Source organism: Exiguobacterium abrahamii (genome assembly GCF_015645365.1).
In the GTDB taxonomy this organism is placed as follows: domain Bacteria; phylum Bacillota; class Bacilli; order Exiguobacteriales; family Exiguobacteriaceae; genus Exiguobacterium_A; species Exiguobacterium_A abrahamii.
In genome coordinates this window covers 1,743,287-1,769,322 of sequence record NZ_JADOYC010000001.1, presented here as the reverse complement: position 1 = coordinate 1,769,322, position 26,036 = coordinate 1,743,287, and the positions used below count along the sequence as shown (strand labels likewise).

General features: G+C 48.4%; 27 protein-coding genes. 16 read left to right on the top strand and 11 right to left on the bottom strand.

Annotated elements, in window-relative coordinates; translation table 11 throughout:
• Positions 1-21: 21 nt before the first annotated feature.
• From ITJ88_RS09190 to ITJ88_RS09180, 3 genes are all read right to left on the bottom strand, one after another.
• Positions 22-318, bottom strand: coding sequence for an MGMT family protein (locus tag ITJ88_RS09190; RefSeq protein WP_195865438.1), 297 nt, complete (start codon positions 316-318; stop codon positions 22-24).
• Entirely contained in the window at positions 315-1,283 is a 969-nt protein-coding gene (locus ITJ88_RS09185; RefSeq protein ID WP_195865437.1) for a cation diffusion facilitator family transporter, read from the bottom strand. Before ITJ88_RS09185 ends, ITJ88_RS09190 begins: the two co-directional genes overlap by 4 nt.
• A 122-nt stretch (positions 1,284-1,405) precedes the next feature.
• The gene (locus ITJ88_RS09180; RefSeq protein WP_023467736.1) at positions 1,406-1,891 is read right to left on the bottom strand and encodes a pyridoxamine 5'-phosphate oxidase family protein; all 486 of its coding nucleotides are present in this window, start codon (positions 1,889-1,891) and stop codon (positions 1,406-1,408) included.
• A 163-nt stretch (positions 1,892-2,054) separates the two neighbouring features.
• Between ITJ88_RS09180 and ITJ88_RS09175 the strand changes: the two genes are divergently transcribed.
• Positions 2,055-3,065, top strand: a complete 1,011-nt coding sequence (locus tag ITJ88_RS09175) for an LLM class flavin-dependent oxidoreductase (RefSeq protein WP_023467737.1) — start codon at positions 2,055-2,057, stop codon at positions 3,063-3,065.
• Positions 3,066-3,084: 19 nt separating this feature from the next.
• Here ITJ88_RS09175 and ITJ88_RS09170 read toward each other — a convergent pair whose 3' ends face one another.
• Positions 3,085-4,353 carry an MFS transporter gene (locus tag ITJ88_RS09170; RefSeq protein ID WP_195865436.1) on the bottom strand — a complete coding sequence of 423 codons (1,269 nt, stop codon included), beginning with the start codon at positions 4,351-4,353 and terminating at the stop codon, positions 3,085-3,087.
• 120 nt (positions 4,354-4,473) lie between these two features.
• Here ITJ88_RS09170 and ITJ88_RS09165 point away from each other — a divergent pair, with 120 nt between their 5' ends.
• Entirely contained in the window at positions 4,474-5,664 is a 1,191-nt protein-coding gene (locus ITJ88_RS09165; RefSeq protein WP_195865435.1) for a helix-turn-helix domain-containing protein, read from the top strand.
• Positions 5,665-5,693: 29 nt separating this feature from the next.
• Here the strand turns inward: ITJ88_RS09165 and ITJ88_RS09160 are convergent, their stop codons facing one another.
• The gene (locus ITJ88_RS09160; protein ID WP_174316089.1) at positions 5,694-5,873 is read right to left on the bottom strand and encodes a hypothetical protein; all 180 of its coding nucleotides are present in this window, start codon (positions 5,871-5,873) and stop codon (positions 5,694-5,696) included.
• An 87-nt stretch (positions 5,874-5,960) separates the two neighbouring features.
• Positions 5,961-7,394 carry a C40 family peptidase gene (locus ITJ88_RS09155; RefSeq protein WP_064300211.1) on the bottom strand — a complete coding sequence of 478 codons (1,434 nt, stop codon included), beginning with the start codon at positions 7,392-7,394 and terminating at the stop codon, positions 5,961-5,963.
• Between the two features lie 194 nt (positions 7,395-7,588).
• Here ITJ88_RS09155 and ITJ88_RS09150 point away from each other — a divergent pair, with 194 nt between their 5' ends.
• Both ITJ88_RS09150 and ITJ88_RS09145 read left to right on the top strand, forming a co-directional pair.
• A complete protein-coding gene (locus ITJ88_RS09150) occupies positions 7,589-9,301 on the top strand; it encodes an ABC transporter ATP-binding protein (RefSeq protein WP_195865434.1) in 1,713 nt (570 codons plus the stop codon).
• Between the two features lie 124 nt (positions 9,302-9,425).
• A complete protein-coding gene (locus ITJ88_RS09145; protein WP_195865433.1) occupies positions 9,426-10,286 on the top strand; it encodes a DUF4003 family protein in 861 nt (286 codons plus the stop codon).
• 57 nt (positions 10,287-10,343) lie between these two features.
• On the opposite strand, the gene ITJ88_RS09140 is transcribed toward ITJ88_RS09145, so the two are convergent.
• Both ITJ88_RS09140 and ITJ88_RS09135 read right to left on the bottom strand, forming a co-directional pair.
• Positions 10,344-11,591, bottom strand: a complete 1,248-nt coding sequence (locus tag ITJ88_RS09140; protein ID WP_195865432.1) for a lysine N(6)-hydroxylase/L-ornithine N(5)-oxygenase family protein — start codon at positions 11,589-11,591, stop codon at positions 10,344-10,346.
• A gap of 77 nt (positions 11,592-11,668) precedes the next feature.
• Positions 11,669-12,799: a S1C family serine protease gene (locus ITJ88_RS09135; RefSeq protein WP_023467745.1), complete on the bottom strand. Its 1,131-nt coding sequence runs from the start codon at positions 12,797-12,799 to the stop codon at positions 11,669-11,671.
• Between the two features lie 207 nt (positions 12,800-13,006).
• Between ITJ88_RS09135 and ITJ88_RS09130 the strand changes: the two genes are divergently transcribed.
• Positions 13,007-13,357, top strand: a complete 351-nt coding sequence (locus ITJ88_RS09130) for a DoxX family protein (protein WP_029341233.1) — start codon at positions 13,007-13,009, stop codon at positions 13,355-13,357.
• Positions 13,358-13,395: 38 nt separating this feature from the next.
• Here the strand turns inward: ITJ88_RS09130 and ITJ88_RS09125 are convergent, their stop codons facing one another.
• Positions 13,396-14,160, bottom strand: a complete 765-nt coding sequence (locus ITJ88_RS09125; RefSeq protein ID WP_195865431.1) for an SGNH/GDSL hydrolase family protein — start codon at positions 14,158-14,160, stop codon at positions 13,396-13,398.
• A 126-nt stretch (positions 14,161-14,286) separates the two neighbouring features.
• Between ITJ88_RS09125 and ITJ88_RS09120 the strand changes: the two genes are divergently transcribed.
• The 3 genes from ITJ88_RS09120 (at position 14,287) to ITJ88_RS09110 (ending at position 17,261) form a co-directional block, all read left to right on the top strand.
• A complete protein-coding gene (locus tag ITJ88_RS09120; protein WP_023467748.1) occupies positions 14,287-15,207 on the top strand; it encodes an ABC transporter ATP-binding protein in 921 nt (306 codons plus the stop codon).
• Entirely contained in the window at positions 15,200-16,198 is a 999-nt protein-coding gene (locus ITJ88_RS09115) for an ABC transporter permease (protein ID WP_023467749.1), read from the top strand. The genes ITJ88_RS09120 and ITJ88_RS09115 overlap by 8 nt, the downstream gene beginning before the upstream one ends.
• Before the next feature lie 367 nt (positions 16,199-16,565).
• Entirely contained in the window at positions 16,566-17,261 is a 696-nt protein-coding gene (locus ITJ88_RS09110) for a MerR family transcriptional regulator (protein WP_195865430.1), read from the top strand.
• Between the two features lie 188 nt (positions 17,262-17,449).
• Here ITJ88_RS09110 and ITJ88_RS09105 read toward each other — a convergent pair whose 3' ends face one another.
• Positions 17,450-17,971: a P-loop NTPase family protein gene (locus tag ITJ88_RS09105; protein WP_195865429.1), complete on the bottom strand. Its 522-nt coding sequence runs from the start codon at positions 17,969-17,971 to the stop codon at positions 17,450-17,452.
• 506 nt (positions 17,972-18,477) lie between these two features.
• Between ITJ88_RS09105 and miaA the strand changes: the two genes are divergently transcribed.
• Positions 18,478-19,404, top strand: coding sequence for a tRNA (adenosine(37)-N6)-dimethylallyltransferase MiaA (gene miaA, locus ITJ88_RS09100; RefSeq protein ID WP_195865428.1), 927 nt, complete (start codon positions 18,478-18,480; stop codon positions 19,402-19,404).
• Positions 19,405-19,452: 48 nt separating this feature from the next.
• Complete coding sequence (hfq, locus tag ITJ88_RS09095; protein ID WP_023467753.1) at positions 19,453-19,701, top strand: RNA chaperone Hfq; 249 nt, start codon at positions 19,453-19,455, stop codon at positions 19,699-19,701.
• A 107-nt stretch (positions 19,702-19,808) separates the two neighbouring features.
• Here the strand turns inward: hfq and ITJ88_RS09090 are convergent, their stop codons facing one another.
• Positions 19,809-20,780 carry a tyrosine-type recombinase/integrase gene (locus ITJ88_RS09090; RefSeq protein WP_056060521.1) on the bottom strand — a complete coding sequence of 324 codons (972 nt, stop codon included), beginning with the start codon at positions 20,778-20,780 and terminating at the stop codon, positions 19,809-19,811.
• 139 nt (positions 20,781-20,919) lie between these two features.
• On the opposite strand from ITJ88_RS09090, the gene hflX reads away from it, so the two are divergent.
• From hflX to ITJ88_RS09060, 6 genes are all read left to right on the top strand, one after another.
• A complete protein-coding gene (gene hflX / locus ITJ88_RS09085) occupies positions 20,920-22,161 on the top strand; it encodes a GTPase HflX (protein ID WP_195865427.1) in 1,242 nt (413 codons plus the stop codon).
• Between the two features lie 2 nt (positions 22,162-22,163).
• Positions 22,164-23,441: a methionine gamma-lyase family protein gene (locus ITJ88_RS09080; RefSeq protein WP_195865426.1), complete on the top strand. Its 1,278-nt coding sequence runs from the start codon at positions 22,164-22,166 to the stop codon at positions 23,439-23,441.
• A 140-nt stretch (positions 23,442-23,581) separates the two neighbouring features.
• A complete protein-coding gene (locus tag ITJ88_RS09075; protein ID WP_023467758.1) occupies positions 23,582-23,980 on the top strand; it encodes a MerR family transcriptional regulator in 399 nt (132 codons plus the stop codon).
• A 45-nt stretch (positions 23,981-24,025) separates the two neighbouring features.
• Positions 24,026-25,372 carry a type I glutamate--ammonia ligase gene (gene glnA, locus ITJ88_RS09070; protein WP_023467759.1) on the top strand — a complete coding sequence of 449 codons (1,347 nt, stop codon included), beginning with the start codon at positions 24,026-24,028 and terminating at the stop codon, positions 25,370-25,372.
• Between the two features lie 116 nt (positions 25,373-25,488).
• On the top strand, positions 25,489-25,725 hold the full coding sequence (locus tag ITJ88_RS09065; RefSeq protein ID WP_195865425.1) for a (4Fe-4S)-binding protein: 237 nt from the start codon (positions 25,489-25,491) through the stop codon (positions 25,723-25,725).
• The gene (locus ITJ88_RS09060; protein ID WP_195865424.1) at positions 25,700-25,975 is read left to right on the top strand and encodes a GNAT family N-acetyltransferase; all 276 of its coding nucleotides are present in this window, start codon (positions 25,700-25,702) and stop codon (positions 25,973-25,975) included. The genes ITJ88_RS09065 and ITJ88_RS09060 overlap by 26 nt, the downstream gene beginning before the upstream one ends.
• Positions 25,976-26,036: the final 61 nt, after the last annotated feature.

The following is a 26,036-nucleotide window of genomic DNA, read 5'->3' as shown; positions in this document are numbered from 1 at the left end:
GTCATCCCTCTCTTGTTGTATCTATTCACTTTTGACTTGATAACGCGATAAATCGAGTTGACGGGCGGTCAGGAAATCGACCCCTTCTGCTTCAAGCGCCAGTCGCTGTTCATCGCCCTCAAGCGATAGTTTTCCGCCAGCAGCAAGCACGCGGTGCCATGGTAGACGTTCCGTCTTACTCATACTGTGAAGAATCCGCGCTACTTGTCGGGCGCTACGCGGATGACCGGCGAGTCGAGCGACTTGCCCGTACGTCATGACCCGACCAGCAGGAATCGAACGGATGATTGCTAAGACATCTTGCGTAAACGGAGTCATGACTCGTCAGAAGCGACGACATACTGTTGAATCTTGTCGTCTTCATCAAAGCCAATCGTCACATCGATGATGCCTTGCTGCAAGCGAATCTGGAGTTCGAGACGGTCCTTGATGTCGTCCGCTTGTGCAATCGTCAACGCCGGATCGACTTCAATCTCGACTTCGACGTGAAAATGATCGCCTTCCTTAATGACTTCGAGTTTACTGATGTCCTTGACGTCAGGATCCTTCATGATCAGTCCACCGAGACGTGCTGCCATCGTCTCATCGGCTTCACCCAGTGCACCAGCTGCGTTTTGCAGAAAGACATTCCCGACGACGTAAAACATCATCAGTCCGATTAAGATCGAGGCAATTCCTTCTGCCTGATGGAACGGTGTCACGTGCGAGATGATGACAGCGATCATCGCGACGACGCCACCAGCCGTTGCGACCAAATCTTCCAAGAACACAAGGCGTGTTGCGGGTTTCGCTTGTTTGAGGGAGCGGAAGCTGTCAAGAATCAAGCGTGGTCCTTTTGAGTCTAACTTCGCATCGTGCGCGATTTCTTGCATCGCTTTCACGAAAACGCCACTCTCCAAAACGACACCTACGAACAGAACCGATAAGGTGATCCAAAAGCCAGTTGATTCCGTCGGTTCGATGATATGGGCGATCCCTTCATGAATCGTCTCGTACGCCATGATACCGACGAAGAGGATGGCACCGAGCAAGACGAGATTGACGAGACGACCGAAGCCGTTCGGGAAACGTTTCGTCGGTGCCTTTTTACTGAGGGCAGAACCGATGAAGACGAAAAATTGGTTGGCAGCGTCCCCGAGCGTATGCATCATCTCCGCGAACATCGCGACATTTCCCGTCAGGACGTAGGCAATTGCCTTGATGATGGCGATGACGGAGTTAACGATGCCTGCCGTCAGCGCCGACCGGTTTCCCCGGCGTAATAACGTAAAAAATTCTCCCATGATTGTACTCCTTTTAGTTAAGTTACATACTCATTCATTTTCTTATGTTATCCTATTTTTTTCAAAGCGACTACTTTAACATACAAAAACCCCCACGCAAAGAACGTGGGGGAAGAAGATGATCAAGACAAGTCGACTGTTTTATTGATTTCGTTCTCATCGTCTTTGCCGACGACTTTCTTCAATACTTGTTTGACGGACTTCGTCGTGTTTCCCGTTTCCCAGTATTCAGCAGCTTCCGTGTTGACCTTGATCAGGACGACTTTCGGATCTTCGTATGTCGTTCCAAGGTATGCTTCATAGCGTGGACTCCAAAGCTCTTTTTTTCGTTCGATGTCTTCGACGAGTTCTGCTGTCCCACGAATCGAGACGTATGATTTGTCGACATACGCGACGTTGACACTCGGATTCTTAAGTAGTTCTTGATACTTGTCTGTTTCTTTTGAAGTGAGGAACCAGAGGTCGCCATCAAATTCGATATCCTGTGTCTGCATTGGACGCGATACGAGTCCTTCTGCTGAAATCGTCGTCAGCATCGCTGTTTCGATTTTATCAATCAGTTTCTTGACCGTTTCGACTGCTTCTTGATTCGTAGTATGGGTTGACATGTAACTCCACCTCATTCATTAGATTTTTATGCTCACTTAGGCATTGTTCCCTGAATTTCAAAATGAAAACGTCCCCATGACAGAAAGAAGCAGTTTCGTTGCACCATACAACGAGGAGGCGTACAGTGTAGGTACGCATTCGAAAGAAAAAGGAGAGACATACATGAAACTTAGTATTTTAGACCAATCCCCGGTCTCTAAAGGACAATCCCCATCTGATGCCTTACATGAAACGGTCGAGCTCGCGAAAATCGCGGACGAACTCGGCTACCATCGCCTGTGGGTATCCGAACACCACTTTGCGAAAACACTGGCTGGTTCAAGCCCGGAAGTCTTGATCGCCTACATGGCGGCGGTGACGAAACAGATTCGTCTCGGTTCAGGCGGTGTCATGTTGCCGCATTACAGTGCCTATAAAGTCGCGGAGAACTTCCGTGTCCTTGAAGGGCTAGCACCGAACCGGATCGACCTTGGACTCGGTCGGGCACCGGGCGGTATGCCGCTTGCGACACGTGCGTTGCAAGAAGGATCGTCGCCACGTTTTGGTGGAGCCGATTACGGCGAACAACTCGATGATCTTGTTGATTACTTGAAAGACGGGGCACCTGCCGGACATCGGTTTGCGGGACTCGTCGCAACACCAGAAGTCGATACGACACCAGAAGGCTGGTTGCTTGGATCAAGCGGTGGTAGTGCCTTGAACGCCGCACAACGCGGATTCGGATTTGCCTTTGCGCACTTCATCAATGGACAAGGTGGACAAGAAGTGATGGACTACTACCGTCATAACTTCATGGCGACGTCGTTCAATGAGACACCACAAACGCTCGTTTCGATCTTTGTGACGTGTGCTGAAACGACGGAAGAAGCAGAACGGTTAGCTTCAAGCCTGGATCTGTCACTCCTCTTACTGGAAAAAGGGGTCTCGTCGACAGGAACGCCAACTCCAGAAGAGGCAGCGGCGTATCCGTATACGTTCCAAGACCAATTCCGGATCGCTGAAAACCGGAAGCGGATGATCGTTGGTAACCCGGAATCCGTTGCCAAACAATTGCAAGAGCTCGCTGATTCCTACGGCACAGACGAAGTGATGATCGCTTCGATGATCGCTGACAAGGAAGCAAAACAACAATCATTAAAATTAATCATGGATGCCGTCAAAGCGACGGTTTGACCGATACGTACGTCCTTTCTCACGAAGTGAGGGAGGACGTGTTTTTTGCTTCTGCTACAGGAATGCTCTCGGATAAGATGTCTTTACGAAGTCGAAGGAATCCGAATGATGCCGCACCGAATAAGCCGACTGTACCGAGTCCAAGTAGCACGATGATAGATACATGATCACTGAGTAAACCAAACAATAGGGTACCGATCGGCATCATCGCCATTGCGATCGATTCCAGCACACCGATGACACGTCCGAGGTAAGCCGGATCGGTCTGTTTTTGAACGATGAGCTGTAGTGGAATGTTCATCCGTAAGACGAGCATGCCGTCGATGAATAATAGAATCATGAAAAAAGGTAGTAGTAGAGCAGATGGAACATAGCCGAGTAGCGCAAGTGCAGGAAGCGCATAACAAGAGGCGATTAAAAAAAGCGACTCGAATATCGTGCGTAACGGACGTTTTACCGTAAAGCGAGGTAAAGCAAGAAGCAACGAAGCGACAAGAAGACCGGCACCTAGTGCGGACTCGACCATTCCAAACCGAAATGGTGTGAATTGCAGGCGATCGAGTAAAATGATCGGTAACAAGATTTCGAAAGCGACAAAAAAGAAGTTCAGGACGAGTGCCATCAGGACGAGTGTCGTCAATACCGGTTGACGGAACAGATAGCGGTAGCCTTCTTTAAACTCCGAGACGAAAGACTGAGTGTCGGTAGTAGCTGAAGGAGAGGTATCCACTGCAAGAAAGCGGAGGCGGCTATTCCACCAGGCAGCAGAAGCAAACAAGAGAAACGGTAAAACCAAGAATTGCGTGATGGAGACAGCGGCGATAAGCAATCCCGCAACGAGTGGTGCAGTGATCGTTGAGGTCGATTGAATCGTCGAGAAGAGCGCGTTCCCGCGTTGTAACTCCTCTTCTTCTACGAGTCGCGGTAACGAGCTTGATAAGGTAACGGACAGGAACGTCGACAGGATCGTCAAGAGGACGCTAGCAACGATGTAATGAACGGTATGTAGAGGGGCTTGTAGCGAATAGAACAAAAGTACGAACAAGACGAGTGCACTTAAGCTTTCGGTCATGACGATGATTCGTTTCCGGTTCCAACGATCAGCGAGGACACCAGCAACCGGTGAGAGTAAAATCCGTGGCACTGATCCTGCAAGCAGGACGAGCGCAAACTGAAAACCAGACGATGTTTCCCGTAAGACGGTCAGTCCGGCGACGAACGTAAAGAGACTAGCTGCGAATAATGAACAAAACTTTCCGAATAAAACACGCTTTAAATTAAATGACATCCTGTTCACTCCTTTAGAGTTAAATTTTATTGAACTTTAGTGTAGAATAAAGGAGTGGAAGAAAAATGTAAAGATAAAGTTCAATATAATTTAACTTTTATAATAAAAGGAGTGACCAGTGTGTTAGGGGAACGTATCAAACAGATCCGAAAACAGAAAAAAATGACGCAAACGGATGTTGCGACCGGTATCATCACGAAGTCGATGCTCAGTATGGTCGAGAACGGGAAAGCGACACCATCTGTACCCGCATTACAGGCGATTGCTAGGCGATTACAGGTGACGGTCGAAGAATTGATGCTCGATCCGCGGGATGTTCAGATGCGGGAACTTATCGAAACAATCCGTTCACGGCATACCCCATATTTTTCAGACGAAAAAATTCAGGAACTTCTAGAACCTTACTTGGTTCCGGAAACGACTTCCTATTGGCAGGGGCAGGTCTACCATAAATACGGCGATGCCCTCCGAGTGTCTGACCCGGAGCTTGGTTTGACATATTACGAGAAAGCGGGGCGGATTTTTCAACAGCTCGGTCGCCAAGATGAGCAGTTGCTCGTTCAGATCTCGACAGTCTATTTTTTGTTCAATCTCAAACGGACGAAGGAAGCATACGAGCTGATCGAAGCAATGGATGTACCACGTGAGATTCCACTTGCACCGAAAACCTATTTAAATTTCCAAATCTTGCGTGCACTTCGAGCAAGTTTGTTCGATGATCACTATACAGAAGCGATCGCCTTATTGCGTGAAGGGGTTCAGTATATGCGGGAGCAAGATGTCTATTATCATGTCATTTCGTTTCAACGTTTCCTCGGATTGTTTTTATATCTAGAAGGGGAAATCGAACAATCACAGCAAGAGTTTGATCGATTGGAGCAGTTTTTTGCATTTAGTGAAACGACTGCCGTCGGACGAATCGAAGTCGATTTGACGAAAGGACTCATCGCGATTTTTGAAAACGATACGACCGGTATGCAAATGGCGTGGGAAAAACTCGTCACTGTGGCGATCGACGACGCGAAACATTACATCGGACAACTCGAAGTCCATCTCCTTGTCAACGGTATCGAATTACCGAATCAGACGCTGCAGCAGAGCGTCGATAAGATATGGGAGATGCAAGATGCCTGGCTTGCGGCGAGTGGATTTGACCAAGCGATGATGCTACAGACGCTCGTATTAGCGATGCAACGAGGGATTGGTCAGGAACGGCTGAAGGATGTCATTAGATTGAAGGATGATCTTCAAAGTGAACGGCTCAAAGACGATCTTGAGCGAGAGATACAAGCATTGATTAATGTTCAATGACGAAAAAACAGGCATGAAGCGAGTGCGCTTCATGCCTGTTCGTGTGAGGATGTCGTTCTTCTGAAAATCAATAAGACGCATGCGGCGACGGAAACGATCAAGTGTCCGATATAGACGTCTCCCGTCTGGATATAATGCAAGAGCATCGAGCCACCAAAAATCAATAAGGCAAGAAAGAGAAGCCGGACATACAGTGTTTTGTAAGACATGCGGACACATCCTTTCCATATCCAGTATATCCCAAAAGGGGTGTTAAGGCAAAAAAACATCCATCCCGAGGGATGGATGAGGAAAATTTAAAGTGATTTAAAGCCTAATAGTTTTTGCGTCCAGTAACGTTCCGATACACGGCTGATGCCGAGTGCCGGTGTGTTGGCATGGATGAACTGATCGTTGTTCAGCATGATCCCGATATGCGTCGGACCAGCAGCATATGTGTTTTCGAAGAAGATGATATCGCCGCGCTTCGGTTGACGTAATTTTGATAACTTCGCTCCGAGGTACCGATCATCGTTCCAGTAGCCGTTGACGTTCGTTCGTCCGACTGCATAGCCAGCGGCATTCAACGTATAGTTAACAAATCCAGAGCAGTCGAATCCACCATTGACGGGGCTGCTTGATCCCCAGACGTATGGTGTACCGAGATATTGTTGACCAATCGAGATCGCACGTTCCATCAATGTCGAACCAGGAACGGTCGTCACAGGAGGTGTCGTCGGTGTGACCGGAGGCGTCGTCGTGACGGATCCCGTCGTGATGTAACTCTTCGCGACATAGTAGAGACCTGTTCCAATCTTGATCTGGTACCAGCCGCTATCTTTTCCTGTCGTTTCACCCGTGACATTGACTGTCGAACCGTGTCCGACTTGTGTGAAGACTTTAGATGACGTCGAAGGCAACGTACGGACGTTCAGACCGGTAGGTGCATTGACGCGATACGTCTTCGAGGCATCAACCGGCGTCAAAGAGACTCCAGGAGTCGTTGGCGTTGTTGGTGGTGATGCTTTTGTTGAAGCTTTGACATAGGTCGAAGCGACATATGCTTCTTTTCCGTCAAGCTTGACTTGGTACCACGAATCAACGGCACCTGTGACATCGAGCACCGTCTGATGCGGTAATGTCTTGTAGATTTTTGCGTTCGTCGCTGCGGCAGTTCGTGCGTTCAAGCCTTCCTTCGCATTGACCGTGTAGACTTTCGAGCGATCAACCGCTTTAACGACTTTTTTGACGGGAGTCGTCGCTGGTGGCTTGGAGTCCGTTGTGACGTTCGACGTCTTTTTGCTGACTAACGTCGCATGGACATAAGCCGTTTGCTTTTTATATGTGATTTGGTACCAATCACCTGTTTTTTTCTTAACAGATAGGATTGTGTTCTTTGCCAGTTTTCCGAGTGATTTCGAACTCGTCGTTGCTTTTTGACGAATGTTGACGGCATCGGTATTCGTTATGTAAGTCGTAGTTGTTGGAGCCTTTTCCGTCGTCGCTTTGACATATGCTGAAGTGATGAAGGCTGGTTTCGACTGATAGCGGATTTCATACCAGCTGTTGACTTTCTTGACAGCTGTCAGCTTCGTACCTTTTTTTAGCGTCGTGATGACCTTCGCGGAAGTCGAGGCAGCCGTGCGAATGTTGACGTTATCCGTCAAAGTCAGTGTCGTTGACGCGGCTGAAACCGGAACCGTGGTACCGATCAAAGCGAGTGTCGTGAGGGCGAGAACAGTCTTTTTCACGTGACATAGCTCCTTCCAATAGATAGGTAAAAATCGTTGTTACCATTTTGTCATAAAAAGCGCTGATTCCCCTGATTTAAAAATATAATTTTTGTCTGGAAAACTGTAATACCGTTTTTCAAAAAACGAATAGGTAGAATGAGTATTTTCAAAAAAGTTCAAGTACACTAGAAGTACTCGGAAGGAGGCTACACATGTTACGCCGTTTTTATCAGTATTATATCCCGCACAAACGATTATTCTGGCTCGATTTCATATCTGCCTTATTCGTCGGGGTTTTAGAACTTGCTTTTCCACTCGCAGTCCAGTGGTTCATCGACTCCTTGTTGCCAAACGGTGAGATGAACTGGATCATCCTCGTCAGCGTCGGATTATTAGCGCTCTACATCATCAGTACGTTGATGCAATTCGTCGTCAACTATTTTGGACATAAGCTCGGGATCAATATCGAGACCGATATGCGTCGTCAACTGTTCAGCCATGTGCAGAAACAGTCGTTCCGTTTCTTCGACAATACGAAGACGGGTCATATCATGAGTCGGATCACGAATGATTTGTTTGATATCGGAGAACTTGCGCATCACGGTCCGGAAGATGCCTTCATTGCCGTCATGACGTTGCTGGGTGCATTTTCGATCATGTTGACGATCAATGTGCCACTCGCACTCGTGACAATCATCGCCGTACCATTCCTGATCTGGCTGATCAGTTATGCGAACGTACGGATGAATAAATCGTGGGACCGGATGTATGGCAACATCGCGGAAGTCAATTCACGCGTCGAGGACAGTGTCTCTGGTGTCCGTGTCGTCCAGTCATTCACGAACGAAGCTTACGAAATCGAGCGTTTTGAAAAAGACAACGCGACGTTCCGGCAGTCGAAAATCAATGCCTACAAGGTCATGAGTAAGAGTCTATCCGGCATTTACTTGACGACCCGTTTGATGACGCTTGCCGTTTTAGTCGTCGGTGCCTATTTAACGTACCGTGGCTCATTGTCTGCAGGGGAACTCGTCGGATTCATTCTTTATATGAACATCTTGCTGAAGCCAATTGACAAAATCACCGCATTACTTGAGATGTATCCAAAAGGAATGGCTGGCTTCAAACGCTTCCTCTCGATGATTGATGAGGATGCATCAATTCCGGATGCGCCAGACGCACTCGTCGTTGATCGGTTGAACGGTGGCATCACATTCAAGGATGTCGCGTTCGGTTATGAAGCCGATCGTCTCATTCTAGAGAATATCAATCTGACGGTCGAACCGGGTCAGACAGTTGCGTTCGTCGGAACATCAGGGGCAGGGAAGACGACGATCTGTTCATTGATTCCACGTTTTTACGATGTTCTAGATGGCGCAATCACGATTGACGGAATCGATATTCGGCAGATGACGAAGGAGTCTCTGCGACAACAAATCGGGATCGTCCAGCAGGATGTCTTTTTATTCTCAGGAACGATTGCTGAAAACATCGCCTACGGTGATCTGAATGCGACGCAAGAAGACATCGTGCAAGCGGCAGAACGTGCCCATCTCGGCCCGATGATCGCGGATCTACCTGATGGCTACGCGACACAGATCGGCGAACGGGGACTCAAATTGTCGGGTGGACAAAAGCAACGACTCGCGATTGCGCGGATGTTCCTCAAGAACCCGCCGATTCTGATTCTTGATGAAGCAACATCTGCGCTTGATACAGAAACGGAAGCACTGATCCAAGAATCGCTTGCCGAACTGTCTGAGAACCGGACGACGCTCGTCATTGCCCATCGCTTAGCGACGATTCGAAATGCCGATAAGATTTTCGTCGTCACGAAGGACGGCATCGTCGAAGAAGGCTCGCATGACGAACTGATGGTTCAAGGTGGTTACTTCTCCCGTCTGTTAGAGAGACAACGAGTTTGAATCGAATTGAAAGAATGAGAGGCGACGGACATGTTCTGTCGCCTTTTTTTGTTCGCCTAAAAATAAGGTTGTACAAGCCAATTTTAGGGAAAACGATTTATAGAAAAGAAGGCGAGGTGGAAGGATGTACGGTCAATTCTGTGAGAACTATGATGAGAGTTATCCCGTCTTGCGGGAAGAGACGTCACATGATTTCCATCGTTTTTTTGCACTGTCCTATACGATTCATGATACTGTCTTTGAACAAACTGTCTACGAACGGCTGATGCGGACGATCAAACATAAGACATCGCGTTTTTCAGCACTTCGGAGTCGTTATACACCGTTGCTTGTCGCCCATGTTCAATTGAATAGTACGGATCCCGATGTTCTCATCGAAGAAATCATCGTTGCGGAAAAGAAGATTAAACATCGCTTGATTCGTGATAAAGGAGTTCGCCCATTTTTTGCACTCAACGAAGTGCTGAACCGGCGACAAGGAATTGATGCGTTCCCTTATATGGAACGATTACATGCGACACGACCTCATTTGAATGCCGCGAAACAGTACGTCGTGACATCGACCTTGCTTGAACAGCAGCCATTACCAGAGGAATTTTTAGAGCGTGTCGATACATCGGAAGAATGGCTCGCGCAATATATGGAACGGACGAGTGAACGCGTCATTACAGCGCAAATCTTAGCGGCGCATCCAGATCCTTCAGCGCAACAGGAACGAATCATTGCGTGGCGGGAATTGTTAGAGCGGAGGGAAATCATCATCTGGGATCGTTTAATGCCGATTCTTGCGTTACTGCCTACAATGGAACGTGTTGACTGGATTTACGTGACCCGGATCGTCGACCGGGAGCGGGCACGGAATCGGTTCTCAGACGAGGTCAACTGGTTGATTGCCTTTCATTTGTTGCTCGCTAAAACAGGTGTGACACGAGTTCAAGCCACGTTATTATTGCTGGCTGCATTAGAGTTGACGAAAAAACCGTAAAACGAAAAACGAACGAGGAGTGGCGCGCGCCATTCCTCGTTCGTTTGGTTTAGTGACTTAATCGAACGTCGTAAACGTCGCATGTCGCTCGACCGGATACAGTTCCGTCCCGGCGACCGCGTTCAAGATCAACTGGTTCCGCGAGACGGACATCCCGAGATTATCCGCAGCCGGACCGTGTGATAACTCTAAATTAGCGGTTGCATACAGATGATGGGCTGTCTCGACCGAACGCACGATTTGGTAGTCGGCATTGACTTTCCAGGCATTCGGTGCTTCGAACACGATATCGAGTCGGTAGATGAAGCTCGGAAGGGATGGAGAAAAACCAGTTGCCGCAATGACGGCATCGGTTACGGACGAGCGCTCGTCCTCAAGTTCTTGATGTTGCATCGCAATCGTGAACCGCTCATCGTACGTAATCTCTTTTACTTCGAGATTTGCGCGGATCGCGACCTGTCGTTGTTCCTCTTCCGTCAAATCATAGAGATGGGCGTAGATCGATTGTAGGGTCTCCGGACTAATACCGTTCTGAGAGCGGGCGAACTTCTTGACCGATTCTTGACGTACTTCGAGTGGAAGTTGGTTGAAGTACGTGACGTAGCTCGGTGAAAAAATTTCTTCTCCGAGTTTGCCGGTCTCAAGGGTCTCAAACAGTGTCGAACGCGCAATCCACTCGAGTTCAGGACGCTCTGGAGCAGGCGTCGTCAAGAGATCAAGGAAAATCTCGGCGGCACTTTGACCGGAGCCGACGATGCTGATTTTGTTGCGCTGCAGTAGTTCTGCCTTATTCATGACATATTGCGTATTATGAATGACATGTTCGTCAAACGTGTCCGGAATGGCGGGTTTTGAACCAGTGCCGATGACGACGTTTCGTGCTTCGAACGTTTCGCGTTTACCGGTCGAGACATCTTCGACGAGGACTTCAAAACTATCACCGGTGTCTTGAACGTCGATGACACGCGTCGAAAAGCGGAGATCTTCAAGTTGTGTTGCGACCCAGCGTAAGTAATCGTTGTAACCTTGTCTTGAAATCAAAAGTTTTTCATAGAAATAAAACGTGTGGAGACGGTGAATCGATCGTAAGTAATTGAGATAGGAAAACGAACTTGTCGGATCGGCGAGTGTGACGAGATCGGAGATGAAGCTTGTCTGCATCATCGAGTCCTGGATCATCATGCCGGGATGCCAGGAAAATTGTTCGCTTTCGTCAAAAAATAACGTCTTTAAATCTGTCGGATGCGCAAGTGCGCTCAATCCTAAATTCATCGGACCAATGCCAATGCCGATTAAATCATACATAGAAAAAGCCTCCCAATTCGATATTGTTCTAAAACAATACCCGAAAAGGAAGGCGGACGAAACGTCAGGCTGAAGCTTTACAGCTGGTCGGTCGTCGTTGTTTTGGTTTCGACCGTCATCGTTTTCCCATCACGGATGATCGTCAAGGAGAGCGGTCCATCTGATTTGATCAGTGCCGTTTTGATGTCAACGAATGCTTTGATTTCAGAATCATTGATTTTCGTGATGACATCACCTGTTTTCAGTTTAGCCGCAGCAGCTGGACTGTTCGGTTCGACCGACATGACGACGACACCTGTTTTTTGACTGTCTGGTAGTTTGACTTGATCTTTAAGATAACCGGCAGGGAACGCCGCAACGTCTTGTAAGGATACACCGAGCGTCGGATGCTCGACTTTACCGTTTGTTTCAAGCTGTTTGAGGATTGGTAATGCATCATCGATCGGGATACTGAAGCCGACACCTTCGACACCAGACTCAGCGATTTTCATCGAGTTGATTCCGACGAGTTGTCCTTGTTCATTGATCAAGGCACCCCCTGAGTTACCAGGGTTGATGGCAGCGTCCGTTTGAATGACTGTCGTATTGAAGTCGTCTTGTCCATCACTGTTCGTATCGACCGGTACGGTCCGGTCTTTCGAACTGACGATTCCGCGTGTGACGGAGTTTTGGAACTCACCGAGCGGGTTACCGATTGCAAGGACCGTTTGTCCGGCTTTTAAGTCCGCTGATTTCCCGAGTGTGATGACGCCCGGAACATCGCTTGCGTCAACTTCAAGCACAGCTAAGTCATAGGTTTCGTCGCTACCAAGCAGTTTAGCCGAGAGCGTCTTGCCGTCATTCAACGTTACATCGAGTTTTGATGCCCCATCGACGACGTGATGGTTCGTAATGATGTATGCTTTGCCGTCCTCTTTCTTATAGATGACACCGGACCCTGAACCAGCCGCTGCTTCTTGTTGCGACATCGAGTTGCCCGCTTGATAGTTCGTTACGGTCACGACGGATTTTTGAGCCGTGGCGACTGCGTTCGTCACCGGATCATTCGTCGTCGTTGAGACTTGTTTTGGCATACCATTTGATAGTGGTGTATCAGCGACCTGCTGTTCTTGATCGAGTAGGATCGGAAAGGCAACCGTAGCCGTCAAGACCGCGCCGATAATTCCTCCAGTCAATCCAGGTAAAAGTGCTTTCGTTTTTCCAGCCATAAGTCATCATTCCTCTCTGTATGATTTCTGACTTCATCATAGCAAATGAAACAACCTCTTCACTGATTACGGGAGACATTCCGAAATGACTCATCATTCCCCATAATTCGACGACAATTTCTAAAAGTTGAGATAATCAGGTCAGTTCGATACACTGAAGCTGTCTCGAACATATATTTCATTAACAGAAAGAGAGTGTGGAACATAATGCTATTGCGTCTAGTCTATGGAGCAGGATTACTGTTTGCGGGAGTTGGTCATTTCCGCAATGAAAAAGGATTCGTCAGCATCATGCCGTCGTTCATTCCGTTCAAGCGCTTTTTCGTTCAAGTGACAGGTGTCATCGAAATCGCTTACGGTGTCATGTTGTTGACAGGAAAAGGGGTGCACCTCGTCCGTAAGACGCTTCCTGCCTTCTTATATGCAGTCTTACCCGCAAACGTCAACATGGCAGTCAATCCGAAGCCGATTAATGGAAAACGTCTTCCGTCTTGGTTGCTTTGGACACGGTTGCCGCTCCAATGGGGACTCGTCTCTCTTGCGAAACGCCTGAAATGAATCGGAACAAAAAGCCGCCAAATTGGCGGCTTTTATTGTTAGAAACGTTTGTTGACAGCAAGTAAGGAAGCTTTTGCGATCTCTTCATAGGTAGAATCATTCGGGTGGAACTGGTCACTCGATAAATCGCGTTTGACGTCACGGACGAGATTGAATGTGTCGATGATTTCGACATCGTACTCAATACCGAGCGTCCGCGATTTTGCATTCCAATCTTGTACGATGGCGTCGAATGCTTCACCGTTTTCCGTCGCGCGGAAAGGATTATAGAGCCCGACGTAGAAGATGACAGCATCCGGATTTTGTTCTCGTAGGATACTGAACGTCTTTTTCAAGTTCGCTTGTGCCGTCGTGACGGTTTCGGCTGTCTTCTTCGCATTGAAGTTCGCGACGCCTTCACCACGGTTGAATAAGTCATTTCCGCCAATCGTCACCGAGATGACTTTTGCTTGTTCGATTGAACGTAAGACTTCTTTTTGTTTGAGTTGTTTCAGTAAATCTTCCGTCCGGGCACCACTGACGGCAAGATTCTGGAAGCGCTCGACCGTGTTATCTTTTACAAGATCGCGTCCGACGATTGCTGCGTAACTATTGCCGTTTGATGCTCCGACACCACGTGTCAAGGAATCACCAAGCGCGACATACGTCCCGCCTTTTTTGACAGGTTCTTCCTTTGTAGGTGTCAGGACGGCGCGTTTTGGTGGGTTGACGACGTCACTATAGGCACTGACGAAGCCGTATCCAAAGATTGCCGTCAAAACGAGTGAGACGGTTAAAAACAGGGGCCAGCGTAATCGCTTCATGAACGTTCCTCCTTCTAGGTTCTAATCTGATTGTAGCAAAAGTTGAAAGAATGTGCGGAAATGAAGTGTTCTGACAAGTCAAATGATTCATTATTCCGCTAGAATAGACAATAAGAGGTGAGAGACGTGAAACCAACAGTGAAATTAGAAGGTGTAACAAAGGTGATCGGAAAAAAGACGATCATCGATAATATCTCGTTTGAGATTCAACCAGGTGAAGTCTTTGGCTTCCTTGGACCGAACGGGGCTGGGAAAACGACGACAATCCGGATGCTCGTCGGCTTGATTAAACCGACGTCCGGTAAAATCACGGTCTGTGATTTCGACGTTCGCAAACAGTTCGTCCAAGCGATGGAGCGAATCGGCTCGATCGTCGAAAATCCAGAGTTGTATAAGTATTTGACAGGGCGCGAAAATCTACAAGTCTTTGCCCGGATGTTACCGAATGTCGATGAGGCACGGATTCAGGAAGTCATTGATCTCGTCGATTTGACGGCGCGTGTTGACGATCAAGTCCGGACATACTCGCTCGGGATGCGGCAGCGTCTCGGAATCGCACAAGCGTTACTCGGACGACCAAGCGTCTTGATTCTCGACGAACCGACGAATGGTCTCGATCCGATGGGGATTCGGGATTTACGTCAATTCATCCGCCGGCTCGTCGAGGAAACGGGACTGTCGGTCCTCGTCTCGAGTCATATCTTGGCTGAGATCGAAATGCTTGCCGATCGAGTTGCGATTATGAGTTATGGCAAAATCGTTCAAGTCGGAACGGTCAAGGAACTAGTCGAGTCGCTCGCACCAGGAGTTGATTGGCGTGTTGACGATGCCTTTAAGGCGAATGAGATTTTATCGGCATCTGATTTAGTCCAAGTGTCCGAAGTCGTCGATGCGAATACAGTTCATACTTTGATGGATGCAAGCAAGACACCAGCGCTCAATAAGCAGCTGCTCGAAGCAGGGGTCGAAGTCTGGACGATTGAACGAAAAGTCCAAACGCTCGAAGATCTGTTTATCACGTTAACGGGAGGCGATCACATTGCGTAATCCGAACATGATCGGTCTCGTACGAAATGAAGTGACGAAAATTGCTTCAAAACGTCGTTTTGCCGTCGTTGCGATCATTCTCGTCGTCCTCGTCTCGATGTTTACGTACGCACAGTACCGAGACATCCAAGAACAGATCAAAAAGCAGGGAACGCTCGATTGGCGGGTTGAGTTACAACAAGACATCGTCGACACGCAGAACCGTCTTGCTTCTAGCAGTATTCAAGATGAGTTCCGTCAGTTCCTTGAGTTCGATCTGAAACAAAATCAGTATTATCTCGATAACGACATCAACCCGAACTATCCGGGAGCCCCGACGTTCATCCGGATATTCTTCTCGCAAGGATTGACGCTGATCTTACCGCTGTTCATCATCGTCATCATGGCGGATATCGTCAGTGGGGAGCAAAATGATGGAACGATCAAGACATTGCTGTCGCGACCAGTCCGGCGCTGGAAGATCCTGATGGCGAAATGGTTGACGGTGTTACTCTATACGTCGATGCTGATGGCATTGACCGTTGCCGTCTGTTATGCGATATCCGGGATCGTCCTCGGCTATGACGGATGGACCGCACCGATCTTGACCGGGTTCCAAGCCTCACCGAGCGGTACGTTCTCGACCGAGTTCGTGCATACGTTACCGATGTGGGAGTACCTCTTGATGGCAGTCGGTCTAGCGTGGATCGTCACAGCTGTCGTCGGAACGATCGCTTTGATGGTCTCTGTTCTCGTTAAAAACACAGCGACAGGGATTGGGATCATGATGGCAGTCTTGATTTCCGGTACGTTACTGACGACGCTCGGTTCAAGTTGGACGAGCTCGAAATATCTCGTCAACGTCAATTTCGGACTAATCAATTATCTCGATGGACAAGCACCACCAATCGAAGGGATGACGCTTCCGTTCTCACTCGCTGTCCTTGGCTGTTGGACAGTCGCAGCGCTAATCGTTGCGTTCTGGAACTTCACACAAAAAGATATGTATTAAGACTCTAAGACTCACGAAAGTGGGTCTTTTTTTATGAAAATTGACATGAGGAGAGGCAGTCAAAAGAGATGTGCATATTATGAACTACCGGAAGTAAATGATCTTCAACGGATCCCTGTCAAACCAAAAGACCGAATTGACGTGGTCCGTGATGTAGAACAAACGACGTCGAGCGGTTCAACGAGCTAAAAATTACGGAACTTATATCGGCAGAGTTAAACCGGGTATTGTTCTCTATGAAGTAGAGGGGGATCGATGCAAGACGACAACCACTATATATATATGTCGGTATTCAAGTTCCAGAAAAGTAAGGCTTGACCTGCCTCTCAGGTACGGCTGTACAGTGAAAGGAGGAGGTGGGGAAAAGATGATTCCAATTGGAAGAGTCGCACATGTAACCGGTTTGTCAGTAAAAGCGATCAAATTTTATGAAGAACGTGGGTTGGTCCACCCCATACGGTCCGGTAATCAATATCGGATGTACGGGATGGAAGATATCCGACGTTTGAGCGAAATCAAACGCTTGCGTCAGATTGGACTCAGTTTAGAAAAAATTCAGTCCGGTCTACCGGTCGAAATGTTACTTGAAACAAGATTAGATGAAGTTCAATCAGAAATTGAACAGCTTCATCGAATCGAGAAACAGATTAGACTAATGCAATCAGGAGGGAACGACATGAAAGTTCGATATGAAACATTGAATGAAGCAATTCCAGTCTACGGATATGCAGGAACTTTAGAAGAAATTCCACATTTGTGGACGAAGCTTCAACCAAATCTGACGACGGATGAGTCCTATGGCGTTTGTCTCACACAGGAAAACGGTTATGTCGCTGGGATGACGGAGTTGTTAGCGGAGGAAGATACGTGCCGTGTCGAACTAACGAAAGGGAATTATATCGTCGCCATAGTCGATGGAGGGATCTCGATGATTTCATCTACTTATGAACAGTTGGTAAGTGTTCCAGGTGTAACGCTACGGGATGCGGTCGACTTTGAACGCTATATCCATGGGCAGGGCGGAGCGGATGATCTTATCGAAATATGGATGCCCATCGAATAGACAAAAGTTCTCATTCATACACAAGTGATTGAACTTCGGGTAATCTTTTGTTCGTCGCCTCCGATCTCATGGACTGGGAGATTTTTTTAATGTAAGTAATGCTTACGTGTACTGCCTTAAATTTTAAAAATGGATACCTCAGTATCGAGAAACAATTAGCTCGCTTGAACAGATGAGGCTGTTTATTTCTAAAGCGACAATCGATCGTATGTCTCGATTATTTTTTGATACTGAAGTTGTGTCGATAACGAAGCATCTACTATGAGAATCGGGGAAATCGACCGGTCCATCTGATACTGCTGTTCTGCGAACGTACCGATCATCGATGGATCCGTCGCCGTGTGATACGTCCGGCACCAGTCGAGGAATTCATTAGAGCCTGTAAAATCTGGGTACCGTGCTTTTTCGCGTGCGATGAGGCGCTCCATCCGAACCGATTCGTCGAGCGACAGGAAGACGAGTAAGTCCCGATTGATGAAACCGTTCGGATGCCAAGCGAAGACAGAGCCGGAGACGATGTAATCGCTGTAAGACAAAATATCTGCTTCATACATGGAAAATCGCTCGGAGACGTCTCGCTTTTCAGTGAACGTCGTATCTGTCCAAAGATAATGGTCGGTATCAATCCAGGGAATCTGTTCAGCTTGCCCGATGAAGGCGCCCAGTGTACTTTTTCCGGTACCTGATCCACCAATGATTTGAATGCGCACGACAATCAGCTCCTTTTGAAATAATGTACCGGCACGCAGAACAGGCCCGGGCATGATGCCGGACCTGTCGCTTGGAAGAACGAATTCTCCCTATGTTGCCTCGTGCAAGCACAAGACATGGAATCGAGAGGCAGTGCCTCTAATGGGAAGCCGATGCAGGTCAGCCTCCGCGCTACGTACCAATCGTACTTTTATCATACTGATTCCAAGAATTGGTGTCAAACCTGCTCGAAAGGGTTTACATTCTGCGTAAACCGTCAAAAGAGAGAATAACGATGATTAGAGGAGGAACGACCATGGCAGATTGGGGCATCATGCTGACAGGCGTCGTCATTTGTGGGTGGTGCATCTTTAGTGCCATTTATGACGATTTCATCCGTCGCGTATAAGACGAGCAAGTGGAAGCCGTCCAGAATGGGCGGTTTTTTTGTTGATTTTTTTAACCCGAGTAAATGGCTGTGGTACACTCGAAGCAGAATGAAAAGATAGAGAATGGGTGAAGAAAAATGAAGAAACAACCAGTCATCGTCATCGTCGGACCGACGGCAGTCGGAAAAACGAAGACAGGCATTGAACTAGCCAAACGATTAAACGGCGAAGTCTTATCGGGAGACTCCGTCCAAGTCTATCAAGGGATGGACATCGGATCAGCAAAAGTGACGACCGAAGAGATGGAAGGAGTGCCGCACCATCTGCTGGATCTCGTGACACCGGATGATGAGATGAGTGTAGCGCGTTTTCAGACGGTTGCCCGAGCGAAGATTGATGAGATCGCAAGTCGGGGCAAGTTACCGATCATCGTCGGTGGAACCGGGCTTTATATCCGGTCGATTTTATACGATTACCAGTTCACTGAGCAGGCGGAAGATCCAGCCTTACGGGCTGAACTCGAAGCGTACGCGGCGACGCACGGAGCGAATGCATTGCATGACCAGTTGAAGGAACTCGATCCGGTGCGCGCCGAAGCGATTCATCCGAATAATATCCAGCGGGTCGTTCGGGCGATCGAGGTTGCACGGACCGGTCAGACACAAACGACCGGTAGTAAGCCGGCACTTTATGAGAGTCTACTGTTCGTCCTACACATGGAAGACCGGGATCGCTTGTATGATCGGATCAATCAACGGGTAGATATGATGGTCGAAAGTGGGCTTCTTGAAGAAGTGGCGCGTCTGGACGCTGCCGGGTACCGTCAAACGAAGGCGCTACAAGCGATTGGTTATAAAGAGATGCTACCCGTCCTTGACGGGGCACCACTCGATCCTGCCGTTGATATGCTGAAACGGAACACGCGACGCTTCGCTAAACGTCAATTGACGTGGTTCCGTCATCAATTTGATGGCGTTTGGGTGGATATGGGAAAGTTTTCATTTGAAGAAACGTTCAAAATTATCTATGATAGAACTGTAGAGTTTCTGAAAGCGGTTAAATAAGAGTTGCCCGAAGACAGAAACAGATAAAAAGAGGGGGCACGGGGAATCATGAAAGCGACATACAACATTCAGGACGTCTTTTTAAATCAATTACGGAAAGATGCAGTCCCGACAACGGTTTTCTTAATCAGCGGGTATCAATTACGGGGGCTGATCAAGTCATTCGATAACTTCACAGTCATCTTGGAGTCGGAAGGCAAACAGCAATTGATCTACAAACACGCGATCTCGACGTTCGCACCAGCGCGCAACGTGACGTTATATGAGCAAGAAGAGACACAAGAAGTCTCTCGCTAATGAAAAAGACGACCGGGGGGTCGTCTTTTTTTAGGCTTCATTTAGGTGTGACGCTTCGCAAGTGAAGTGAAAAATGACAGCTGCTTCACTCCATCGTAAACGTGTCGTTACAGTAACGGTGTCAGTTCCTCGACCGCCTCTTCATAACGTCGGAGTGAGACATCCTTATAAAGACACGTCTTCTGTAGGCGTTCTTCCTTCGTCATCTCGTCCTGATATGTTTTCAGGATGAAACTGTTGCGTAACATCGACGGCGTCAGGACCCGCTTGTTATCCGACCGTTCATTCAGCTGACGCATCATCTTCGTGATCATGACGATCGACAGTTGCTTCGGTGCATTCTTACTGTAAACCCAGCGGAACGTCATCCGAGCAAAGTCGAAGGCGACGAAAAAGGGGTCGGTGCTGTGATAACGGGGACGGACCGGCTCCGGAATCGTCTTCAAATAACGCAGCATGATATCTTGATCCTCCCGCTCGAGGTGAAGTAAGTAACGGTTGCCGAGTCGGTCATGAACGGTCATCTCTTGCTGAGCGAAATTGAGGTCGTGCATCTTCAAACCAATGATGTGATGAACACGTAAGCCGTAACGATAAAACAGACGAAGAATCAATTCGTTTCGATCGATCAAATACGGACGTGCTTTCAATTGATGTTCCGTCAAGCCGCGATCGGATTGATTCGTCCGCACCAACTGTTCGTATTCTTTGAAGGAAGCGACGTGTTTTGCCGTTAATTCGTGCGTCGGTTGTGCGTATTCGATCAGCTTCGCTTTCGTTTGTCGAATCTGGTAATTGACTTGATTGATGACGGTGACGATTCGAGCGACCGTCGCTTGCTGGTAGAGTTTCTCTTCGATCAAGTACTCATTGATGAACGTCTTCCACGTTTCGATTGAAATCGCCTTAAAATCGTCGATCGTCTCGAGTGGTTGGTCGACATCCGTCATGTAGCGATGGACTTCGATGAGATCATAGCGGTAGCGTCGGACGGTCGAAAGTTGCCGTCCACTTGTCGTTAGATAAAACAGGTAGCGTTCAATGAACTCAGGAAGCGTATACGACTGTTCGCGTGCCATCGTTTTCCTCCCTTTCCTCATGGTGTTTCTTCCATCATAAACCGAACGGATGTTTCCTGTCCAAAAAAGTTCAGACGAACCGGTGCCTGTGGTATGATAAAGGGCGCAGTACGTCTTTACTCGTGAAAGGAATGATATTATGTCAGAACGCGTCATCGTCGTTGGTTGCCAGCTCCCCGATGTCCCGGACCATGTCTATGAGGAATCGGTCGCGGAGCTCGAAGCACTCGTCACGACTGCGCATGGTGTCGTCGTCGGTCGTTTGGATCAAAAGCGACAAGCGATTGACCGCCGTACGTTCATCGGAAAAGGAAAGGTTGAAGAACTCGTTGCTTTAGCGGACGAACTTGAGCCTGATTTAATCATATTCAATGCTGAAGTCACACCCGGTCAGATGAAAAATATTCGGATCGCCTTATCGGATCCGGAAGCGATCAAATTGATCGACCGGACGCAATTGATTCTCGATATCTTTGCTGGTCGTGCCCAGTCGCGCGAAGGGAAGTTACAGGTCGAACTGGCACAGATGAGTTATCTGTTACCACGCCTAGCCGGGCAGGGCACACAACTGTCGCGTCTTGGTGGCGGAATCGGGACACGTGGACCAGGTGAGTCGAAACTTGAGACGGATCGTCGTCATATTCGGCGTCGCGTCGATGAGATCTCGAAACAACTCGAGACATCCGTCGCGCACCGTGCCCGTTACCGGGAACGTCGCAAAGAGAACCAGACGTTCCAAATTGCGCTCGTCGGTTATACGAATGCCGGCAAATCAACGATCTTCAACCGGTTGACTCAAGCCGACACATACGAGAAGGATGAGTTGTTCGCGACGCTTGATCCGTTGACACGTCAAGTTGATTTGCCGGAAGGCGGACAAGTCTTGCTGACGGATACGGTTGGTTTCATCCAAGATCTGCCGACGAAGTTGATTGCAGCATTCCGCTCGACCCTTGAGGAAGTGCTGGAAGCCGACTTGATCCTTCACGTCGTTGATGCGTCGAGTGAGCATTACTTGAATCAGATGCAGACGACGAACGATGTCCTCGATGAACTCGGTGCCGGTGACATTCCGCAGCTCGAAGTCTACAACAAAAAGGATCAACTGAACCGCTTGTTCACAGGTGGAAAGCTGTTGATTTCTGCGCTAGATCCGCAGGACATCGAGCGCTTGATTGAAGAAATCGAACGGTCAATCAGCGAAATCCTCGAGTATCTCGAGATCCGCATTCCGGTTGATGCCTTTGCCCACTACAATCCAGCGAAGGAAGTCATGATGAACTTGAAGGAATCGTTCGAAGAAGATGGTTCCGTCATTCTTAAAGGTTACTTGCGGAAAGATACGCGTCTATACGCGACATTGAAACAATACGAGGTGTAAACATGTTTTCAGAATTAATCCATTACGAAACGCTCCGTCCGCTCATTGACCGGGCGGAGGAACAAATTGCCCCGTACGTCAAGAAAGCGCAAGAGGTCGCGGAATATAATCAATTCCGTGTCCTCGATGCGTTCCGACGTCACAAGGTCAGTGATTTTCACTTCATGCCGTCAACAGGTTACGGCTACAACGATGAAGGACGCGATACGCTCGAACGGATCTATGCTGATGTCTTCGGTGCAGAAGCCGGTCTTTGTCGTCCGCAAATCATCAGCGGAACCCATGCAATCGGTATCGCGTTGTTCGGTTTACTGTTGCCTGGCGATGAATTGCTTTATATCACAGGAAAACCATACGACACGCTTGAAGAGATCGTCGGAATTCGTGGTGACGGACGCGGTTCATTAAAGGAACTGGGCGTCCAGTATGATGTCGTCGAGATGAAAAACGCCGAGACGATCGACGTACCGGCCGTTCTCGAACGGATCACACCACAGACGAAGGTCGTCGGGATTCAGCGTTCAAAAGGCTATGCGACACGACGCAGTCTGCCGGTCAACGAAATCGGAGAAGCAATCGCTGCCATCAAAGCCGTTCATCCGCACGTCTTGATTTTCGTCGATAACTGCTACGGTGAGTTCGTCGAGACGATCGAACCGACACACGTCGGGGCAGACTTGATGGCAGGATCGTTGATTAAGAACCCGGGTGGTGGACTTGCGAAGACTGGCGGTTATCTCGTCGGTCGGACTGATTTGATTGAACGAGCGTCATTCCGGATGACGACACCAGGGATTGGCGCCGAAGCCGGTCCATCGTTATCCGCACTTCCGGATATGTACCAAGGCTTCTATATGGCACCACATACGGTGAGCCAAGCGTTGATGGGCGCAATGTTCACGTCGAGCATGCTTGGTCAGTTTGGCTTTGACACGGCACCTCATCATACGGCAGAACGGACGGATTTGATTCAATCGGTCTCGTTCCATGCGCCAGAGCCGATGATTGCCTTCTGTCAGGCGATTCAAGCCGCTTCACCCGTCAATGCACATGCGCTACCGATTCCGGATTATATGCCGGGCTATGCGGACGATGTCATCATGGCAGCAGGGACGTTCGTGCAAGGCTCATCGATCGAGTTATCAGCGGATGGTCCGATCCGTGCGCCCTATACCGCATACGTCCAAGGTGGTTTGACGTATAGCCACGTCAAGATTGCCATCATCTCAGCCGTCAATCACTTGATGGAAAAACAATTAATTCCAGAAAAAAACGTTTAATACTAGAATATCTCGTGAAAAGACCTCTGAACGACTTCATGTAAAGTGATTAAAAAAGTTGTGTTAACTTTTCTTACATTGCTTGACAAGTTGCCTGACAGAGGTTTATTCTCATGGAGTAAGGAAAAAGGAGGAACCACATGGCAGACTCATCACGCCAGTCCAAGCCACTATTTCCCATCGGAGTCGTTCAAGAGTTGACCGCGTTATCTGCCCGCCAGATCCGATACTACGAAGAACAAGGACTGATCAAACCGGAGCGGACAGAGACGAAGCGTCGCCTCTATTCGTTCAACGATGTCGATCGTCTGTTGTCGATCAAGGAATACCTGGATCAGGGACTGAATATCGCAGGGATCAAATTGATTTTTGAAAACGATCTCGTCAAACGCGAACGCGTTGCGGAGAGCGTCGTCGAGACGCGCCCGGAACTATCTGACGGCGAATTGTATAAACTCCTGAAAAATGAATTGAAGGAAGCAGGACGACATGGAAAGACGTCGCTCATCCAAGGTGAGCTCGGGCGTTTCTTCAAGTAAGGACCTGTAACCATATAAAAACGAATCGGAGAGGGGATTTGTCACATGACACGTCGCAACATTACACGAGAAGACATTTTGAAAATCGCTAAAGCTGAGGATGTACGCTTTATTCGCTTACAGTTCACAGATATCCTCGGAACGATCAAGAACGTTGAGATTCCAGTAAGCCAATTGGAAAAAGCACTTGATAACAAAATGATGTTCGATGGTTCATCGATTGAAGGATTCGTCCGGATCGAAGAATCAGATATGTATCTCTTCCCAGACTTGAACACATGGGTCGTCTTCCCATGGACAGAAGATGGAACAGGGAAAGTTGCACGTTTAATCTGTGACATCCACAATCCGGATGGCACGCCGTTCGCAGGAGACCCACGTGGTCAGCTCAAACGGGTACTTAAAGAGATGGAAGAGCTCGGTTTCTCATCATTCAACGTTGGACCAGAGCCAGAATTCTTCCTCTTCAAGAAAGATGAAAAAGGTCGTCCGACACTTGAATTGAACGACCAAGGTGGATACTTCGACCTCGCACCAGTCGACCTCGGAGAAAACTGCCGTAAAGAAATCGTCATCGAGCTCGAGAACATGGGCTTTGAAATCGAAGCATCACACCACGAAGTTGCTCCAGGTCAGCACGAAATCGACTTCAAATATGCGGATGCGATCACGACAGCGGATAACATCCAAACGTTCAAACTCGTCGTCAAGACGATTGCTGCGAAGCACAACTTGCACGCGACATTCATGCCAAAACCACTCTTCGGTGTCAACGGATCAGGAATGCACGCGAACATGTCGCTCTTCAAAGGCAACGAGAACGTCTTCTTCGATGAAGGCAACGAAGACATGCAATTGTCGGATGATGCACGTGCCTTCACGGCAGGTATCCTCAAACACGCTCGTGCGTTCACAGCGGTTTGTAACCCGACAGTCAACTCATACAAACGTCTTGTTCCTGGCTACGAAGCACCTTGCTACGTCGCATGGTCAGCACGTAACCGTTCACCACTCGTCCGTGTTCCTGCAGCACGTGGACTCTCGACTCGGATCGAAGTTCGTTCAGTCGACCCAGCAGCGAACCCGTACCTTGCGCTTGCAACATTGCTCGCTTCAGGTCTTGACGGAATTAAGAACAACTTGAAAGCACCGGCTCCAATCGACCGTAACATCTACGTCATGGACAAACCGGAACGTGTTGCGAACGGCATTGATGATCTTCCATCAACACTCAGCCACGCACTCGAAGTCTTGAAAGCGGATGACGTTGTCATGCACGCTCTCGGCGATCACATCGCAGAGCACTTCGTTGAATTGAAAGAAATCGAATGGGATATGTTCCGGACGCAAGTCACGGAATGGGAACGCGATCAATACATGGTCTTGTTCTAATCCAACTCAAGCACTTCTGGACTTCTGTCCGGAAGTGCTTTTTTCATAGCGCCGACAGGGATTGAGTCAAGGGTGTGGAAAGATACAAGAGTACAAAGAAAGGGAGACGATACATCATGAAAAAAGGATATGAAGGCAAAGAGATCACGGTCTATTTTGATTCGGAAGTCTGCATTCACTCTGGTCATTGTGTACAAAGTCTACCAACTGTCTTTGATGTCAAGCGGCGTCCTTGGATTGAAGCGGACGGGGCACCGGTTGAAGAGGTCATTCGTGTCGTTGACGGTTGTCCGAGCGGCGCCTTATCTTATGAACGGAGGGAAGCAAATGGAGCTGAAACGAGCGGAACGTAAAATCGAAGCCTATCAGGAAGGTGAAGTGATTGGGGAAATCACTTACAGCGATACGAACAACGGCATGTGGATCATTGATCACACATACGTCGATCCCGCGCACCGCAATCAACAGATCGGGGAACAACTCGTTGCCGAGATCGTCAACTGGGCACGGGAAGTAAACGTCAAGCTGTTACCGTTATGTCCGTTTGCGAAAAAAGAGTTTGAACATCAATCGGATTATCAGGACGTACAAGCAAATACGTGAACACAAAAATCTCCTCCAGTCTCTTTAGACCAGAGGAGATTTTTTCGAGTCATTGTTTATG